General features: G+C 74.7%; 1 protein-coding gene. It reads right to left on the minus strand.

What is annotated here, in order from left to right:
• Positions 1–13: 13 nt before the first annotated feature.
• On the minus strand, positions 14–20,212 hold the full coding sequence (locus QQM39_RS02360; RefSeq protein ID WP_301994906.1) for a type I polyketide synthase: 20,199 nt from the start codon (positions 20,210–20,212) through the stop codon (positions 14–16).
• Positions 20,213–20,237 lie beyond the last annotated feature (25 nt).

A 20,237-nucleotide genomic window follows, 5' to 3' on the forward strand; every position in this document is an offset into this window, starting at 1 on the left:
CAAACCTTCCTGGTCAGCTCTCGGTACGTCGGCCGAGTTCGTTGTCGATGAAGGCGAGGACCTCGTCGGTGCTCGCGGCGCTGAGGCGGTCGGCCACCGCCGTCTCCTCCTGGGGCGCGGCGGATCCGCCGTACTGGGCGAGGAGGTTGCGCAGCCGGGCCAGGGCGCCCGACTGTGCGAGGTCGTCGTGGGTGCCGGCGGCGAGGGCCGCCTCCAGCCGGTCGAGTTCGGCGGTGATCGCCGGGGTCTCGGGGGCGGCGCCCAGCAGTTCGCCGGCCAGCTGGTCGGCGAGTTCCTGCGGGGTCGGATGGTCGAACACCAAGGTGGCGGCGAGCTTCAGGCCGGTCGCCGACGACAGGCTGTTGCGCAGTTCCACCGCGGTGAGCGAGTCGAAGCCGAGCGAGCGGAACTCCTTGTCGGCGTCGATCGCGGCAGGTGTGGCGTGCCCGAGGACGCCGGCGGCGTGTCCGCACACCAGGTCCAGCAGGTACTTCGCGCCCTCCTCGGGCGGCAGCTCGGCGAGCAGGCCCGCCAGGTCGGGTGCGGCCCCGGTCGTGCCGCCGCCTGCGGTGCGCTTGCCGCCGCGCACCAGGCCGCGCAGCACCGCCGCGACCTCGACGGGCCGGTCGGTGCGACCGGTGGCGATCAGCGCGGGCACCAGCAGCGCGTCCTCGCGGGCGATGGCGTCGTCGAACAGCGCGAGGCCCTGTGCCTCGGACAGCGGTGGCATCCCGGAGCGTCCGAGGCGGTCCATGGCGCCCTCGGCGAGGTGGGCGGTCATGCCGCTGTCCTGCGCCCACGGCCCCCACGCCAGGGAGGTGGCGGCGAGGCCGAGGCCGTGCCGGTGGGCGGCGAGGGCGTCGAGGAAGGCATTGGCCGCCGCGTAGTTGGCCTGTCCGGCGGCGCCGGTGACACCGGCCACCGACGAGTACAGGACGAACGCCGCCAAGCGGTGCTCGCGGGTCGCCTCGTGCAGGTTCCAGGCGCCGTCGGCCTTGGGGCGCAGCACCGCGTCGAGCCGTTCGGGGGTCAGGGAGCCGATCACGCAGTCGTCGAGCACCCCCGCGGTGTGCACCACCGCCGTCAGCGTGGGCACCGACGCGACCAGCTCGGCGACCTCGGCACGGTCGGCGACGTCGCACGCGGCGACGGTCACCTCGGCGCCGTGCGCGGAGAGTTCCGCGCGCAGCGCCTCGGCCTCCGGTGCGTCCGGCCCCCGGCGTGAGACGAGCAGCAGGTTCCTGACGCCGCGTCGCGTCACCAGGTGGCGGGCGAGTGCGGCGCCGAGGCCGCCGGTGCCGCCGGTGATCAGGACGGTGCCGTCCGGGTCCCAGTCGCGCGGTGTGCCGTCGCCGGTGACCCGGGCGAGCCGTCCGACCAGCACCTCGCCGTCGCGTAGAACGACCTGGGTCTCACCGGAGTCGAGCAGCGCGGGCGCGAGCGGCAGGGCGGGCGCCGGGTCGTCGCTCTCGACGAGCAGGAGTCGGCCGGGGTTCTCGGACTGCGCGGAGCGCACCAGGCCCCACACGGTGGCCGCCGCGAGGTCGCCGGGGCGGGTGGTGAACACCAGGCGGGCGTCGGCGTACCGGTCGTCTTCGAGGAAGTCGCGTACGACGGCCAGGGCGCGCCCGGCGAGCGCGTGTGCGGTGCCCGGCAGTTCGCCTTCGCCGGCCTCCAGGGCGAGGGCGACGACGTCGGGCACGGTGGTGCCGACCTCGGCGAGGTCCGTCACCCGTGCCACGGTCGGCGCACCGGCCGCGTCGAGCTGCGCGGGCACCCAGTCGAGCCGGAACAGGTCCTTCTGCGCGGCGCGTTCGGCGAGGGGGGCGCCGAAGGTGACCGACCGGGCGGAGAGGACCGGCGCTCCGTTGCCGTCGGCGGCGGCGAACGAGCCGTCCGCGCCCCACCGCACGCGCAGCGCCGAGGCGCCGACGGCGTGCAGGGAGACGCCGTGCCACTCCAGGGGCACCCGGTCCGCCTCGCCGTCCCGCACGGCGCAGTCCAGCAGCGCCGGGTGCACGCCGTAGAACTGGGCGTCGGCGGCGCCTTCGGGCAGTTCGACGGGCGTCCAGCCGTCGCCCGTGAAGTCGGCGACATGCTCGCCCGGCGCGAGGACACCGGAGGCGAGCGGAGTCCAGGGCCCGTCGTCGGCGGAGCGGGAGTGAACGGTCAGCTCCCGCCTGCCGTCGCCGTCGGGTGCGCCCACCCACACCTGGAGCACGCCCGCTGTCAGCGGGGCGGTGACGGTGAGGGACTCGACGGTGCCGAGGCCCACCTGGTCGGCGGCGCGGAACGCGATCTCGGCGAACGCGGTCTCGGGGAAGCCGACCGGGAGCCGGTTGGTGAACACCACCGCGTCCGATCCGGCGACGGCCATGGCGGCGCCGAGGATGGGGTGGTCGACGGGGCCGAGACCGACGGCGCTCACGTCGCCGGTCTGCCGCAGCGGCGTCGGCCAGTAGCGCTCGTGCTGGAAGGCGTACGTCGGCAGCGCGACCCGGCGTGCGCCGGTGCCCTCGAACAGGGGCGTCCAGTCGACGTGCACGCCCGTGACGTGCAGCCGGGCGAGTGCGGTGAGCAGGGCGGTGGGTTCGTCCCGGTCGCCGCGCAGCAGCGGGATCGCCGCGGCGGAGGCGGACTCGGTGAGCAGGGCCGAGAGCACACCAGTGGGACCTACCTCCAGGACCGTGTCCGTGCCTGCGGCTTCGAGCGCGGCGACGCCGTCGGCGAAGCGGACGGGCGCACGGACGTGGCGGACCCAGTAGTGCGGCGAGCACAGCTCGTCGCCGGTGACGAGGTGTCCGGTCAGGTTGGACACCACGGGGATCTGCGGCGGGGCGAACGACAGGTCCGCGAGCAGCTCACGGAAGTCGTCGAGCATCGGCTCCATCAGCGGCGAGTGGAAGGCGTGGCTGACCGGCAGCCGCTTGGTCTTCCGCCCGTTCTTCGCGAAGTCGTCGGCGATCTGCCGGGCCTCGCTCTCGTCACCGGCGAGCACGACGGAGTCGGGCCCGTTGACGGCGGCGATAGAGACGTTCGCGGTGAGGAGCCGGGCCACCTCGTCCTCGGTCGCCTGGATCGCGATCATCGCGCCGCCCGCGGGCAGCGCCTGCATCAGCCGGGCGCGCGCGGTGACCAGCGTGGCCGCGTCCCGCAGCGTGAGCACGCCGGCGACGTGGGCGGCGGCGATCTCGCCGACGGAGTGCCCACCGACGAAGGCGGGCCGGACGCCGTAGGACTCGACGAGCCGGTAGAGGGCGACCTCGACGGCGAACAGCGCGGGCTGGGTGTGGCCGGTCCGGTTCAGCGCCTCCTCGTCCTCGCCCCAGATCACGTCGCGCAGCCCCGGCTCCAGGAGCGCCAGCACCTCGTCCAGCGCGGCACGGAACACCGGGAACCGGTCGTACAACTCCCGTCCCATGCCCAGGCGTTGGGCGCCCTGGCCGGAGAACAGCACGGCGAGTTCGGGCCGTCCGGCGCGGCCGCGGGCGATCTCGTGGCCGTCCAGGAGTACGGCGCGGTGCTCGAACCGGGACCGGTCGAGCAGGGAGAGTCCGACGTCGAGCGGGTCGGCCTCGACCGCGCGGAGCCGGGTGAGCTGGGCGTCCAGCGCCGCTTCGGACTTGGCGGAGACGGTCCAGGCGGCCGGCGGTCGTGCCGTGTCGGGGGCGGGGGTCGGCGCCTTCTCAGCGGACCGCGGGGCCTGCTCCAGGATGACGTGCGCGTTGGTGCCGCTGAGGCCGAACGAGGAGACGCCCGCGCGGCGCGGCCGGTCCGCGGTGGGCCAGGGGGTGGCCTCGGTGAGCAGGGACACCGATCCGGCGGACCAGTCGACGTGGGTGGTCGGCTCGGTGACGTTCAGGGTGCTCGGGAGCACTTCGTGGCGCAGCGCCATCACCATCTTGATCACCCCGGCGACGCCGGCGGCGGCCTGGGTGTGGCCGATGTTCGACTTGATCGAGCCGAGCAGCAGAGGCCGGTCGGCGTCGCGATCCTGGCCGTAGGCGGCGATGAGGGCCTGGGCCTCGATGGGGTCGCCGAGGGTGGTGCCGGTGCCGTGCGCCTCGACGGCGTCCACGTCGGCGGCGGTGAGCCCGGCGGAGGCCAGCGCCTGCCGGATCACCCGCTGCTGCGAGGGACCGTTGGGCGCGGTCAGGCCGTTGGACGCACCGTCCTGGTTGATCGCCGAACCGCGTACGACGGCGAGCACCTCGTGCCCGTTGCGCACGGCGTCGGAGAGCCGCTCGGCGACGAGCACGCCGATGCCCTCGGACCAGGCGGTGCCGTCCGCGCTGTCGGAGAACGGCTTGCAGCGGCCGTCGGGGGCGAGCCCGCTCTGCAGGCTGAACTCCATGAACGCGCCGGGCGCCGACATCACCTGCACGCCGCCGGCCAGCGCCAGCGAGCACTCCCCGCCGCGCAGCGCCTGCACGGCCAGGTGCAGGGAGACGAGCGCCGAGGAGCAGGCCGTGTCGACCGTCATCGACGGGCCTTCGAGGCCCAGCGCGTAGGACAGCCGGCCGGCGATGACGCTCGGCGAGGTGCCGGTGCCGGAGTAACCCTCCAGGGACTGCTCGGAGTTGAGCATCAGGTGCGCGTAGTCCTGCCCGGAGGCGCCGATGTAGACGCCGGTACGGGTGCCGCGCAGCGCCACCGGGTCGATGCCGGTGCGCTCCAGGGCCTCCCAGGAGGTCTCCAGGACGAGGCGCTGGTGCGGGTCCATGGACACGGCCTCGCGAGGCGAGATGCCGAAGAACGCGGCGTCGAAGTCGGCGATGCCCTCGATGAAGCCGCCCTGTCCGGTGACGCTGCGGCCGGCGCCCTCGCCGACCAGGTTCTCGTCCCAGCCCCGGTCGGTGGGGAACGGCGTGATCGCGTCACGGCCCCCGGCGACCAGCTCCCAGAGGTCCTCGGGGCCGTCGACGCCGCCGGGGAAGCGGCAGGCGATGCCGACGATCGCGACCGCCTCGCCGTCGTGCCGTGCCGCGCCGGACGGCAGGTCGGGCTCCTCGGCGCCTGCCGGGCCGCCGAACACCTCGGGGACCAGGTACTCGCCGAGTGCCTGCGGGGTCGGGTAGTCGAACACCAGGGTCGCGGGCAGCGTCAGGCCGGTCGCCGCGCCGAGGCGGTTGCGCAGTTCCACCGAGGTCAGCGAGTCGAAGCCGAGGGCCCGGAACTCGCGGTCGGCGTCCACGGCGCCCGGCGAGGCGTGCCCGAGCACCGCTGCCGCCTCGCCGCGCACCACGTCGACGAGGGCGCGCACCCGGTCGGCGGGGCGGGCGTCGTCGAGGCGCCGCAGCGCCCCGGCCGCCGTGCCGCCCGAGGTGGCCGTACGGCGGCCCCGCAGCAGGTTGCGCAGCAGCGGCGGCAGGAAGCCGGTGGTGACGGTGCCGGTGATGACGCGGGCCGGCACCAGCAGCGGTTCGTCGACCGCGGTGGCTGCGTCGAACAGGGCGAGGCCGTGCTCCAGGGGCATCGGCGGCATGCTGGACTTCTCCAGCCGCTCCAGCGCCGCCGCGTCCATCGTGCGGGTCATGCCGGCCTCGGAACTCCACGCGCCCCAAGCCAGGGAGAGCGCGGGCAGCCCGAGCGAGCGCCGGTACTGGGCGAGGGCGTCGAGGAAGGCGTTGCCCGCCGCGTAGTTGCCCTGCCCCGCGGTGCCGAGCACACCGGACACCGACGAGTACAGGACGAACGCCACGAGGTCCTTGTCCCGGGTCAGCTCGTGCAGGTTCCAGGCGGCGTCCGCCTTGGGCCGCAGCACCGCGCCGAGCCGGTCCGGGGTCAGCGAGGCGATCACGCCGTCGTCCAGCACACCGGCCGTGTGGACGACCGCGGTGAGGTCGTCCACGCCGTCCAGGACGGCCGCGAGCGCGTCCCGGTCGGCGGCGTCGCACGCGGCGACGGTGACGTCGGCACCGTGGGCCAGCAGTTCGGCCTGCAGCTCCAGCGCGCCGGGCGCATCCAGGCCGCGTCGGCTGAGCAGCAGCAGCCTGCGGGCACCGCGCTCGACGAGGTGGCGGGCGAGTTCCGCGCCGAGCCCGCCGGTGCCGCCGGTGATCAGGACCGTGCCGTCGGGGTCCCAGCCGCCCGGCACGGTGATGACGATCTTGCCGATGTGCTGGGCGCGGCTCATGTACCGGAACGCGTCCCGGGCCCGCCGTACGTCCCAGGTGCTGATCGGCAGCGGCTCCAGGACCTCCTGGTCGAACAGCTCGACGAGGGCGAGCAGCATGCGCTGGATGTGGTCGGGGTGGGCCTCGCCGAGGTCGAAGGGCCGGTAGGCGATGCCGGGCGGGTCCTCGCGCAGGTCGGTCTTGCCCATCTCCAGGAACCGGCCGCCCGCGCCGAGCAGCCGCAGCGAGGCGTCGATGAACTCGCCGGTCAGCGCGTTGAGTACGACGTCGATGCCCTGGCCGGACTGGCCGGACTGACCGGACCGACCGGACCGACCGGACCGACCGGACTGGGCGAACTTGGTCTCGAACGCGGTGTCGCGGGAGGAGGCGATGTGGTCGTCGTCGAGGCCGAGGCCGCGCAGCACGTCCCACTTGCCCTCGCTCGCGGTGGCGAAGACCTCGGCACCGAGGTGCCGGGCGACCTGGACGGCCGCCATGCCGACCCCGCCGGCACCTGCGTGGACGAGCACCTTCTCGCCGGGGCGCACCTGGCCGAGTTCGACGAGGGCGTAGTACGCGGTGAGGAACACCAGCGGTACGGAGGCGCCCTGTTCGAAGGTCCAGCCGTCGGGGAGCCGGGTGAGGTAGCGCTCGTCGATGACGCCGAGCGGGCCCATGCCGCCGAACAGCATGCCGAAGACCGGATCGCCGGGGCGCAGCCCGGTCACCTCGGGGCCGGTCTCGACGACGACGCCCGCTGCCTCGGCGCCGAACGAGCCTGCCTCGCCCGGGTACATGCCGAGTGCGTTGAGGACGTCGCGGAAGTTGAGGCCGGCCGCGCGGATGGCGACGCGCACCTGTCGGCCGGTGAGGGGTTCGGCGACCTCGGGGCAGGGGGCGAGGGTCAGTGCGTCGACGCTGCCCTTGGCGGTGGTGTCGAGCCGCCACGGCACGCCCACGGGCGGCACGAGGGACGGTCCGCCGGCGATCCGGGCGAGTCGGCCGGCGTGGGTGACGCCGTCGCGCACGATCAGCTGCTGTTCCTCGGTGACCAGCATGCCGGGGCTGAGCTTGCCGCCGGCGTCGAGGTCGACGAGCAGGAACCGGCCGGGGTTCTCGGCCTGGGCGCTGCGCACCAGGCCCCACACGGCGGCTGCGCCGAGGTCGGTGACGGGTTCGTCGCCGATGGCGGCGGCGCCGCGGGTCACGAACACCGTGCGCTGGTCGGCCTGTTGGAGGAGCTCCAGCACCCGGGCGGTCTCGGTGTGCGCGGAGGCGGCGTCGGTGCCGCCGGTGACCTCGACGATCCGTATGTCGGCGGCTTCGGCGTCCGTGTCGGGGAGCGGTATGCGGGTCCACTCGACGCGGAACAGGGAGTCGCGCAGGTCGGCGCCGGGTGCGGGCCGTTCGGTGGACGGTCTGCGCACCACGAGGGACTTGGCCGACAGGACCGGGGCGCCCTCGGCGTCGACCGCGGTGACGGAGACGGCGTCGCCGCCGGCGGGCGACAGTCGTACGCGTAGCCGCGACGGGCCGATGGCGTGCAGGGACACGCCGTTCCACTCGAAGGGCAGGCCCTGGCCCGCGCCCTCGACGAACGTGATGGCGTGCAGGGCGGAGTCCAGCAGGGCAGGGTGCACACCGAACCGGGCCGCGTCCTCGGCGTCGTCGGGCAGCGCGACCTCGACGTAGACGTCGCCGCCCGCGCGCCAGGCGGCCTTCAGGCCCCGGAACACCGGCCCGTAGGACAGGCCGGCCTCGCCCAGGGTGTCGTAGAAGCCGTCCAGGTCGACGGGGTCAGCTCCGGCGGGCGGCCACTGCGCGGTGTCGAGGGCGGCCTGGTGCGGGCCCTCCGCGAGGGTGCCGCTCGCGTGCTGGACCCAGGTGTCGGAGCCGGTCGGGCGGGAGTGGACGCTCACCGCGCGCCGGCCGCTGTCGTCGGGGGCGCCGACGCGGACCTGGACGGGCACGGCGTCGCGTTCGGGCAGGACCAGGGGTACGACGATGGTGAGTCCGTCCACGCGGTCGCAGCCGGTGACGTCGCCGGCGCGGATGGCGAGGTCGAGGAACCCGGTGCCGGGGAACAGCACCGCGCCGCCGACTACATGGTCGGCGAGCCACGGTTGGAGCGCCGGGGACAGCCGGCCCGACAGCACCAGTTCGTCGGTGCCGGCGACGGACACCGAGGCGCCGAGCAGCGGGTGGCCGCCCGGGGCCAGCCCGTACGCGGTGGGGTCGCCTGCGCGGCCGCCGACGGAGGCGCGGGGCCAGAAGCGCTGGTGGTCGAAGGCGTAGGTGGGCAGGTCGACGAGGCGGCTCTGCGGGAACCACGGCGCCCAGTCGACGGGCACGCCGTCGACGTGCAGCCGGGCGAGGGCGGTGGCCAGGGCGGTCGCCTCAGGACGGTCCCTGCGCAGCGCGGGCACGGCACCGTCGACGAGGGCCGACAGGACGCCGTCGGGCCCGACCTCCAGGAACCTGGTGGCGCCCGCCGCGCGCAGCCGGTCCACGTTGTCGGCGAACCGCACCGCGTCCCGGACGTGGGCGACCCAGTACTCGGGGTCGGTGACATCGCCGCTGGTGAACAGCGGGATCGCGGGCTCGTGGAAGGAGAGCCCGGCGAGAGCCGTACGGAAGTCGTCGAGCATCGGGTCCATCAGCGGGGAGTGGAAGGCGTGCGACACCTTCAGCCGCTTGTGCCTCCACCGTTCGGCGATGCGCAGCACCTCGTGCTCGTCGCCCGCGATGACCACGGAGTCGGGCCCGTTGACGGCGGCGACCGAGACGTTCGCGGTGAGGTGCGGGGCAACCTCGGCCTCGGTGGCCTGTACGGCGACCATCGCGCCGCCGGGCGGCAGCGCGTCCATGAGGGCGGAGCGGGCGGTGACCAGTTCGGCGGCGTCGGCGAGCGACAGCACCCCGGCGACATGGGCCGCCGCGATCTCGCCGATGGAGTGGCCTGCGAGGAGCGCGGGCCGGACGCCGAAGGACTCCAGGAGCCGGTACAGGGCGACTTCGACGGCGAACAGCGCGGGCTGGGTGTTCCCGGTGCGGTTCAGTGCCTCCGCGTCGTCGCCCCAGATCACCTCGCGCAGGGCCGGATCGAGGTGGACGAGTACGTCGTCCAGGGCGGTGGCGAAGACCGGGAACCGCTCGTACAGCTGGCGGCCCATGCCGAGACGCTGTGAGCCCTGCCCGGAGAACAGAACGGCCAGGGTCTGCTCGGCCGCCACGCCGGAGGCGATCTCGGCGCCGTCGAGCAGCACCGCGCGGTGCTCGAACAGGGTCCGGGAGGCGACCAGCGAGTAGCCGATGTCGGCGGGGTCGCCCGGGAGTTGGGCCGTCTTCTCGACCTGGGCGCGGAGCGAGGCCGGGGACTTCGCGGAGACGATCCACGGGGCCGGTGGCGCATGCTCGGGGGCGGGCGCGGCGCCCTGGCGGGCGGCGGGAGCCTCGGGGGCGGGCAGTTCCCGGGCGGGTGCCTCCTCCAGGATCACGTGCGCGTTGGTGCCGCTGATGCCGAACGAGGAGACGCCGGCGCGGCGCGGCCGGCCGCCGGTCGCGGGCCAGTCCGTGGTTTCGGTCAGGAGCGATACGGCGCCGGTGGACCAGTCGATGTGCGACGACGGTTCGGTGACGTGGAGGGTCCGGGGCAGCACGCCGTTCCGCAGCGCCAGCACCGTCTTGATGACGCCGGCCGCGCCCGCCGCGGCCTGGGTGTGGCCCAGGTTCGACTTGACGGAGCCGAGCCGCAGCGGCCGGTCGGCGGGCCGGTCGTGGCCGTAGGCGGCGATGAGGGCCTCGGCCTCGATGGGGTCGCCGAGGGTGGTGCCGGTGCCGTGGGCCTCGACGGCGTCGACGTCGGCGGGCCGCAGTCCGCCGCTGGCCAGCGCCTGCCGGATGACGCGCTGCTGCGACGGGCCGTTCGGCGCCGTGAGGCCGTTGGAGGCGCCGTCCTGGTTGAAGGCGGAGCCGCGTACGACGGCGAGGACGGGGTGCCCTGCGGCCACCGCGTCGGAGAGCCGCTCGACGACGAGGACGCCCACGCCCTCGGACCATCCGGTGCCGTCGGCGTCGTCGGAGAACGCCTTGCACAGGCCGTCCGGGGCGAGCCCGCCCTGCCGGGAGAACCCCGAGAAGCTGGTCGGCGTCGCCATCACGGTCACCCCGCCGGCGAACGCGAGCGAGCACTCCCCGGCCCGCAGCGCCTGCGCGGCGAGGTGCAGCGCGACCAGCGCCGAGGAGCAGGCGGTGTCGACGGTGACGGCGGGCCCTTCGAGGCCCAGCGCGTAGGAGACGCGCCCGGAGATCACGCTGGCCGCGAGCCCGGTGCCGGCGTGGCCCTCCAGGTCCTCGTCGGAGGCCATCACGACGTGCTGGTAGTCCTGCCCGTTGGTGCCGTAGAACACGCCGGTGCGGCTGCCGCGCAGCGAGCCGGGGTCGACGCCGGCGCGTTCGACCGCCTCCCAGGACGTTTCGAGGAGCAGCCGTTGCTGCGGGTCCATGGCGAGGGCCTCGCGGGGCGAGATGCCGAAGAAGGCGGGGTCGAAGTCCGCGACGCCGGTGAGGAATCCGCCGCGTCCGGTGGAGCTGGCGAGGGCGCCGAGTTCCCAGCCGCGGTCGGCCGGGAACTCGGTGATCGCGTCCCGTCCCTCGACGAGCAGCGTCCACAGGTCCTCGGGCGAGTCGATGCCGCCGGGGAAGCGGCAGGCCATGCCGACGATGGCGATGTCGTCCGTGGTGCGGACCACGTCGGTGTCGGCCAGGTCGGCCCCGGTGCCGAGGAGTTCGCCGAGGAGGAACTCGGCGAGGGCGCGGGGGCTGGGGTGGTCGAAGACGAGTCCGGCGGGCAGGGCGAGCCCGGTGACCTCGGTGAGCTGGTTGCGCAGGTCGACGGCGGTGAGCGAGTCGAACCCGATGTCGCGGAACGCCTTGTCCGCGGCGACGGCCTCCTTGCCGGAGTGGCCGAGCACGGCCGCCGCCCGGGTGCGCACCAACTCCAGTACGGGTGCGATGCGTTCGCCCTCGGGCAGGGCGCGCAGGCTGCCGCGCAGGGCGGCGCCGGCGGACTCGCTGTCGCGCCGGGCGGCGTCGAGCGCGTCGAGCACGCCGCGGGCGCCGGGCAGTTCGCCGAGGACGGGGGTGGGGCGCAGGCTCAGCAGGGCGCTGAGCAGCTGCGGGTGGCGCAGATCGGCGACGACGGCGGTCGCGGCGGGCTCGGCGACCACGTGCCGCAGGGCTTCGAGCGCGAGGGCGGGGTCGAGGCTGGTGGCGCCGGTCTGCCGGATGGCGGCCGCGGCGCGTTCGCCTCCGGCCATGCCGTCGCCGGCCCACGCTCCCCAGGCGACGGAGGTCGCGGCGAGACCGGCGGCGCGCCGGCGCTGGGCGAGGGCGTCGAGGACGGCGTTGGCGGCGGCGTAGTTGGCCTGCCCGGGGTTGCCGACCGCGCCGGCGACCGAGGAGAACAGTACGAAGGCGTCGAGGTCGCGTGCGCGGGTCAGCTCGTCGAGGACGAACGCGGCCTGCGCCTTGGCGCGGAAGACGTCGGCGAACCGCTCGGGCGACAGGCCCTCCAGGACGCCGTCGTCGAGGACACCGGCGGCGTGGACCACGGCGGTGAGGTCGTCGATGCCGTCCAACAGCGCGGCGACGGCCTCGCGGTCGGCGGCGTCGCAGGCGGCGATCACGATGTCCGCGCCGAGTCCGCCCAGTTCCGCGCGGAGTTCGGCGGCGCCGGGCGCGTCCGGGCCCCGGCGGCTGAGCAGGACGACGCGGGCGGCGCCCCGGGCGGCGAGGTCGCGGGCGACGTGGCGGCCGAGGGCGCCGGTGCCGCCGGTGACGACCACGGTGCCGGAGGGCTCCCACTCGGGGCCGCCGGGTGCGCGCGGCGCCACGACGACACGTCGGCCGAAGACACCGGAGTCGCGTACGGCGACCTGGTCCTCGGTCGAGCCGAGGACGGTCAGCAGGCGCCGTACGGCGCGTTCGTCGAGCTCTTCGGGCAGGTCGACGAGGCCGCCCCAGCGCCCGGGGTGTTCCAGGGCGGCGACCCGGCCGAGTCCCCAGACGCCGGCCTGCCACGGGTGGGCGACGGGGTCGGCGCGGCCGACGGACACCGCCGCGCGGGTCACGGCCCACAGGGGCGCGGTGATCCCGGCGTCACCGAGGGCCTGCAGGAGGGTGGCGGTGGCGACGGCCGGAGTCTGGTCGCCCGGGTCGTCGAGCGCCATCAAGGAGACGACGCCGGTGTATCCGCTCGTGTCGAACTCGGCGAGCAGCACGGCGAGTTGGGAACGGTCGGCCGCCGCCGGGACGTCCAGGCGGGTGGCATCGCCGAGGGCGGTGACGACGGCGGTGACCCACGGGTCGTCGGCCGCGTCGCGCGCCACGATGACCAGCCAGGGGCCCGTGGCGGGGGTCAGTCCGGTGACGGGCTGCCAGGTCTCGCGGTGCAGCCAGGAGTCCACGGTGGAGCGGGCCTTGCGCCGGCCGCGCCACGCGGACAGCGCGGGCAGCACGCCGTCGAGGGTGTCGGCGTCGAGGCCGAGGGTCGCGGACAGGGAGGCGACGTCCGCGCTCTCCACGGCGGCCCAGAACGCGGCGTCGGCCGGGTCCTGCACCATCGCCCCGGCGTCGGCGGTCTCGGGCCAGTACCGCTCGTGCTGGAACGGATAGGTCGGCAGGTCGACGAGCCGCCCGCCGGGGTAGCAGGGTGACCAGTCGACCTCGACGCCGCTGACGTGCAGCCGGGCGAGGGCGGTGAGCAGCGCGGTCGCCTCGTCGCGGTCCCGGCGCAGCACCGGCACCGCGTCCTCGACCAGCGCGGACAGCACGCCGTCGGGGCCGACCTCCAGGAACGCCGTCGCGCCACGCTCCCGCAGCCGTACGACGTTGTCGTGGAAGCGGACCGCGTCGCGCACATGGCGCACCCAGTACTCGGGATCGGTCACGTCGCCGCTGGTCACGACCGGGATGCTCGGTTCACGGAACGTCAGGTCGGCGATCGCGGCGCGGAAGTCCTCCAGCATGGGGTCCATGAGCGGCGAGTGGAACGCGTGGGACACCCGCAGCCGCGTCGCCTTCCGCCCGATGCCCTCGAAGTGGGCCGCGACCCGCGCCGCCTCGGTCTCGACTCCGGCCACGACCACGGAGTTGGGGCCGTTGACCGCGGCGATCGACACCTCGGGGGTGAGATGCGGCAGGACCTCCTGTTCGGTGGCCCGGATCGCGATCATCGCGCCGCCGGCGGGCAGCGCCTCCATCAGCCGGGCACGGGCGGCGACGAGCCGGGCCGCGTCGGCCAGGTCGAGCACCCCGGCGACATGGGCGGCGGCGATCTCGCCGACCGAGTGCCCGGCCAGCAGTCGCGGCCTGACCCCGTAGGAGTCGATCAGCCGGTAGAGGGCGACCTCGACGGCGAACAGGGCGGGCTGGGTGTGCCCGGTCCGGTTCAGCGCCGCCTCGTCGTCCCCCCACATGACCTCGCGGACCGACGGGTCGAGCTGGGCAAGGGCCTCGTCCAGTGCGGCGGCGAACACCGGCTGCCGTGCGTACAACTCCCGTCCCATGCCGAGGCGTTGGGCGCCCTGCCCGGAGAACAGCACGGCGAGGGTCCGGTCGGCGGCGACGCCGGAGGCGAGTTCCGTGCCGTCGAGCAGTACGGCCCGGTGCTCGAACAGGGTCCGGGAGGCGGCCAGCGAGTGCCCGATGTCGACGGGGTCGCCGCCCGTCAGCGCGCGCACCTGCTCGACCTGGGCCCGCAGCGCCGCCTCGGACTTCGCGGAGACGAGCCACGGGACCGGTTCCGTGCGGGGCCCGGCGGCCGGGGCGGCGGGTTCGACGGGCCCCTGCTCCAGGATGATGTGCGCGTTGGTGCCGCTGAGGCCGAACGAGGAGACGCCCGCCCGGCGCGGCCGGTCCGCCCGCGGCCACGGGGTGTTGTCGGTGAGCAGCGAGACCGCGCCCGCCGACCAGTCGACGTGCGAGGACGGCTCGGTCACGTGCAGCGTCCTGGGCAGCACCCCGTGCCGCAGCGCCAGGACCGTCTTGATGACACCGGCGACGCCCGCCGCCGCCTGGGTGTGCCCCAGGTTGGACTTGACGGCGCCCAGGTACAGCGGCGTCTCGCGGTCGCGTCCGTAGGCGGCGAGCAGCGCCTGCGCCTCGATCGGGTCGCCGAGCCGGGTGCCGGTGCCGTGCGCCTCCACGGCGTCCACGTCCGCCGCGGACAGCCCGGCGTTCGCCAGCGCCTGCCGGATCACCCGCTGCTGCGCCGGACCGTTCGGCGCCGTGAGCCCGTTGGACGCCCCGTCCTGGTTGACGGCCGACCCGCGCACCACGGCCAGGATCCGGTGCCCGTTGCGCAGCGCATCCGACTGCCGTTCGAGTACGACGATGCCGGCGCCCTCGGACCAGCCCGTGCCGTCGGCGTCGTCGGAGAAGGCACGGCAGCGGGCGTCGGCCGCGAGGCCGCCCTGGGCGTGGAAGCCGGCGAAGTTCATCGGCGTCGACATGACCGTGACACCGCCGACCAGGGCGAGTGCGGACTCCCCGGAGCGCAGGGACTGTGCCGCGAGGTGCAGGGCGACCAGCGACGACGAGCACGCGGTGTCGACGGTGAGGGCGGGCCCCTCGAAGCCGAACACGTACGACAGGCGGCCGGAGATCACGGCGGCGGCGAGGCCCGTGCTCGCATGGCCCTCGATGTCGCCGCGCGCTCGCAGGACGAGGTTGGTGTAGTCCTGGCCGTTGGTGCCGACGAACACACCGGTCCTGGTGCCGCGCAGGGTGGCGGCGTCGATGCCGGCGTGCTCGACCGCCTCCCAGGCCACCTCCAGCAGCTGGCGCTGCTGCGGGTCCATGGCGAGGGCCTCGCGCGGGGAGATACCGAAGAAACCGGCGTCGAACTCGGCGGCCCCGTACAGGAATCCGCCCTCGCCCGTGCCGCCCGCCGCGAGGGCCTCCTGCTCCCAGCCGCGGTCCGTGGGGAAGCCGGAGATGGCGTCCTCGCCGTCGTACAGCAGCCGCCACAGCTCCTCGGGCGAACGCACTCCGCCGGGGAAACGGCAGCCCATGCCGACGATCACGATCGGGTCGTCGGCGTCGGCGACGCCCTGCGCCACCGCCTCCAACTCGCCGCTTTCGCCGAGGAGTTCGGCCAGCAGGTGACCGGCCAGCACGGCCGGGGTCGGATAGTCGAAGATCAGGGTCGCGGGCAGGGCGAGCCCGGTCGCCGCGGTGAGGGCGTTGCGCAGCTCGATCGCGGTGAGCGAGTCGAAGCCGAGCGCGCGGAACTCCTTCTCGGCGCCCACGGAGTCGGCCGAGTCGTACCCGATGACCTTGGCGGCCTCGGTGCGCACGAGGTCGAGCAGCAGCCGCTGCCGTTCCTCGCCGGCCAGCCCGGCGAGCCGCTGGGCGGTGTCGCCGGACGCGGTGGCGGCGACGCGGCGCCCGGCGCGGGTGAGTCCGCGCAGCAACGCCGGTACGGGGCCGCTGCCGCCGGAGGCGCCGGGGGCCAGGGGCGCGAGCAGCGGCTCGTCGGAGCGCAGCGCCGCGTCGAACAGGGCCAGGCCCTGGGCGACGGACAGCACGGGCATCCGGCGCAGGGCGGTGGCGTCCAGGGTGGCGGTCATGCCGGCGCCGGAGTCCCAGGCGCCCCACGCCAGCGACAGCGCGGGCAGGCCGAGGGACCGGCGGTGCGCGGCGAGCACGTCCAGATAGGTGTTGCCCGCCGCGTAGTTGGCCTGCCCGGCGGCGCCGAGCAGGCCGGACACCGACGAGTACAGGACGAACGCCGCGAGGTCCTTGTCCCGGGTCAGTTCGTGCAGATGCCAGGCCGCGTCGGCCTTGGGCCGCAGCACGGTGCCGAGCCGGTCCGCGGTCAGTGAGCCGATGACGCCGTCGTCGAGCACGCCCGCCGTGTGGACGACGGCACGGAGGTCGTCGACGTCGGCCAGCAGCGCGGCCAGCGCCTCGCGGTCGCCGACATCGCAGGACCGTACGGTCACCTCCGCACCCTGCGCGACGAGTTCGCCCCGCAGCTCCGCCGCCCCGGGCGCGTCCTGCCCTCGCCTGCTGACCAGCAGCAACTTGCGGGCGCCGCGCTCCACGAGGTGCCGCGCCATGATCGCGCCGAGCCCGCCGGTGCCGCCGGTGACCAGGACGGTGCCGGTCCAGTCGGGCGCCTCGCCCTCGTACCGGGGAGCCTTGGCCAGCCGGCCGACGCGCGCCTCGCCGTCGTACACCACGACCTGTGTCTCACCGACGTCGATGAGCGCGGGCAGGCCCGGCAGGACGGCGGCCGACTCCGCCGATCCGTCGAGGTCGACGAGCAGGAACCGGCCCGGGTGCTCCAACTGCGCCGAGCGCACCAAGCCCCACACGGCGCCCGCCGACACGTCCTCGCCGGACACCGCGCCACGCGTCACGAACAGCAGGCGTGCCCTCGTCGGCAGCCACTCCTGGACGATCTCCAGTGCCCGCGCGGCGAGTGCGTGTGCGGACTCGGGCCCGGGCTCCCCCATGAGGGGTACGAGGACCACGTCCGGGTCGGTGTTCACGTCCGGGTCGGCCCCGTCCGCCGACGACGACACGAAGTCCCGCACGTCGAGCCCGAAGGCGTCCTCCCCGAGCAGCGCCCAGCGCTCCCCGCCGGGCGCCGGCACCTCCTGGGGCACCCAGTCGAGCCGGAACAGCGAGTCCGCGTCGGTGCGCGCTGCGAGTTCGCCGACCTCCTGGACCGTGACACGGGCGGCGGAGAGCACGGGCGCGCCGGCCGGGTCGGCGGCGGAGAGCGTGACCCCGCCGTCGGTCGCCGTCAGCCGCACGCGCAGCACGGCGGCGCCCGAGGCGTGCAGGCCGACGTCCCGCCAGTGGGTGGCCACGCCGTCGAGGCCCAGGTGGGCGGCGGCGTGCACGGCGGCGTCGAGCAGCGCGGGGTGGATACCGAACCCCTTGGCCTCGCCGGGCAGGGCGACCTCGGCGAACACCTCGTCACCGCGCCGCCAGACCGCCCTGAGGCCCTGGAACGCCTCGCCGTGGTCGGTGTCGTCGTAGAAGCCGTCGATGCCGACGACCTTGGCGCCCCGCGGCGGCCACACGGAGGCGTCGAACCGCTCGGTCCGCTCCCCCGGCGCGAGCACACCCGTGGCGTGCTCGATCCACTCGCCGTCGCCGAGCCGCGAGTGGAACCGCAGCTCCCGCCGCCCGTCCGAGTCCGGCCGTCCGACCCACAACTGCACCTGCACGGGCGCCGCCTCGGGCAGCACCAGCGGGGCGACAGTGGTGAGTTCCGCGATCCGCTCGCAGCCGGCCTGGTCCGCCGCACGCAAGGCCAGCTCGACCACCCCGGCACTGGGGAACAGCGGCGCGTCCGCCAGCCACGGGTGGGTTGCCCGCGACAGGCTCCCGGTGAGGATCAGCTCCCCGGACCCGGCGACGGTCATGGCGGCGCCGAGCAGGGGGTGGTCGGCGGGCGTGAGCCCCAGTCCGTGGGCGTCACCGGCGCTGACCGACACCGACGGCCAGTAACGCTGCCGTTGGAAGGGGTAGGTGGGGAGGTCTGAGCGGCGGCCGCCCTCGTAGAACGGCACCCAGTCGACTGCGGTGCCTGTCACGTGCAGGCGGGCCAGGGCGGTGACGAAGGCGGTCGGCTCGTCGAGGTTCTTGCGCTGCGCGGGGACGGCAACCGCGCCCGCGGCGGCGGCCATCGCGGACAGGACGCCGTCCGGGCCGATCTCCAGGAGGGACTTCGAGCCCAGGGCGGTGACGTGGTCGTGGAAACGGACCGTCTCGCGCACGTGGCGGACCCAGTACTCCGGGTCGGTCACATCGCCGCTGGTCACGATCGGGATCTGCGGCTCCCGGAACGTCAGCCCGGCGATGGCGGCACGGAAGTCGTCCAGCATCGGGTCCATCAGCGGCGAGTGGAAGGCGTGGGAGACCTTCAGCCGCTTGGTCCGGCGGCCACCGAAGACTTCGGCGATCCGCTCGACCTCGGTCTCGTCACCCGCGATCACCACTGAGGAGTGGCCGTTCACGGCCGCTATCGACACCAACTCGGTGAGCTGCGCGGCGACTTCCTCTTCGGTGGCCTCGATCGCCACCATCGCGCCCCCGGGCGGCAGCGCCTGCATCAGCGCCGCCCGCGCCGACACCAGCTTCGCCGCGTCCTCCAGGCTGAGGACACCCGCCACATGCGCCGCCGCGATCTCACCGATCGAATGACCGGCAAGGCTCTCCGCCTGCACGCCGAAGGACTCGGCCAGCCGGTACAGCGCGACTTCGAAGGCGAACAACGCCGGTTGTGTGCAACCGGTCCGGTTCAGGGCCTCCTCGTCCTCGCCCCACATCACGTCCCGCAGCGCCGGGTCGAGATGCGCGAGTACGTCGTCCAGAGCACGCGCGAACACCGGGAACCGCTCGTACAACTCCCGTCCCATGCCCAGCCGTTGAGAGCCCTGCCCGGAGAAGAGCACGGCCGCCGGCTTCGCGCCGCCCGCCACTCCCCTGGCTATCTCCTCGCCGTCCAGCACCACCGCCCGGTGCTCGAACAACGACCGCGTGGTCGCCAGGGAGAAGCCGATGTCGGCCGCGTCGCCCTCGATACCCCGCAGCGCCCCAACCTGCTCGCTCAACGCCTCATCGGACTTGGCCGAGACGATCCACGGCACCGCGTGCGCAGGGCGAGCCGCGGGCTCGGGAGTGTCCGCCGCGGGCGCCTGCTCCAGGATCACGTGCGCGTTGGTGCCGCTGACGCCGAAGGACGAGACGGCAGCGCGGCGCGGATGGTCCGTGATGGGCCACTCGATGTCGGAGGTGGCCAACTGCACCGAACCGGTGACCCAGTCGATGTGTGTGGACGGTCGCGAGACGTGCAGAGTCCGCGGCACGACGCCGTGGCGCATGGCCATGACCATCTTGATGACACCGGCGACACCGGCGGCGGCCTGGGTGTGCCCGATGTTGGACTTCACGGAGCCCAGGTAGAGCGGTACGTCGCGGTCCTGGCCGTAGGTGGCGAGGAGGCTGCGGGCCTCGATGGGGTCGCCGAGGGGGGTGCCGGTGCCATGGGCCTCGACGGCGTCCACCTCGCCGGCGGCCACCCCGGCGCGGTCCAGGGCCTGGCGGATGACGCGCTGCTGGGCGCGGCCGTTGGGGGCGGTGAAGCCGTTGGAGGCGCCGTCGGAGTTGACCGCGCTGCCGCGCACCACGGCGAGCACCGGGTGCCCGTGGGCGAGGGCGTCGGAGAGGCGTTCCAGCGTCAGCATGCCGACGCCCTCGGACCAGCCGGTGCCGTCGGCGTCGTCGGAGAACGCCTTGCAGCGGCCGTCGCGCGCGAGGCCGCCGGCGCGGCTGAACTCGACGAGCGAACCGGGCGTGCACATCACGTTGACGCCCCCGGCGAGCGCCAGGGAGCACTCTCCGGCGCGCAGGGCGTGCACGGCGAGGTGCAGTGACACCAGCGAGGACGAGCAGGCGGTGTCGACGGTGACGGTGGGGCCCTCCAGGCCGAGGGCGTAGGAGATGCGGCCGGACTCGGCGGAGGCGGCGATGCCGGTGCCGACGTCGCCGGTGGCGTCGTCGAGGCCGCGGATCAGCAGGTGTTGGTAGTCCTGGCCGTTGGTGCCGACGAACACGCCGGTGCGGGAGCCGCGCAGGGTGGTCGGGTCGATGCCCGCGCGTTCGATGGCCTCCCAGGAGGTCTCGAGGAGCAGGCGCTGCTGCGGGTCCATGGTGACCGCTTCGCGCGGGGAGATGCCGAAGAAGCCGGGGTCGAACTCGGCGAGGGCGGGCAGGAAGCCGCCCTGGACGCTCAGGCTGTTGCCGCGCTCGTCGACCTCGCCGCCCAGCAGCGAGGCGATGTCCCAGCCCCGGTTGGTGGGGAATCCGGTGATGGCGTCGCGCCCGGCGGCCACGAGCTCCCACAGCTGTTCCGGGGAGTCGATGCCGGCCGGGAAGCGGCAGGCCATGCCGACGATCGCGACCGGTTCGGTGGCGGCGGCGACCAGTTGCCGGTTCTGCCTGCGCAGCCGCTCCGCGTCCTTCATCGCGGCGCGCAGTGCCTCGACAACCTTCTCGCTGGAGGTGTTCATCCATCAGCTCCGTCGTCCGCAGTCA

Source organism: Streptomyces sp. DT2A-34 (assembly GCF_030499515.1).
In the GTDB taxonomy this organism is placed as follows: domain Bacteria; phylum Actinomycetota; class Actinomycetes; order Streptomycetales; family Streptomycetaceae; genus Streptomyces.

Excerpts from the sequence above, each read along its gene's own strand:
- QQM39_RS02360 (WP_301994906.1), bottom strand. The coding sequence starts at position 20,212 with ATGAACACCTCCAGCGAGAAGGTTGTCGAGGCACTGCGCGCCGCGATG.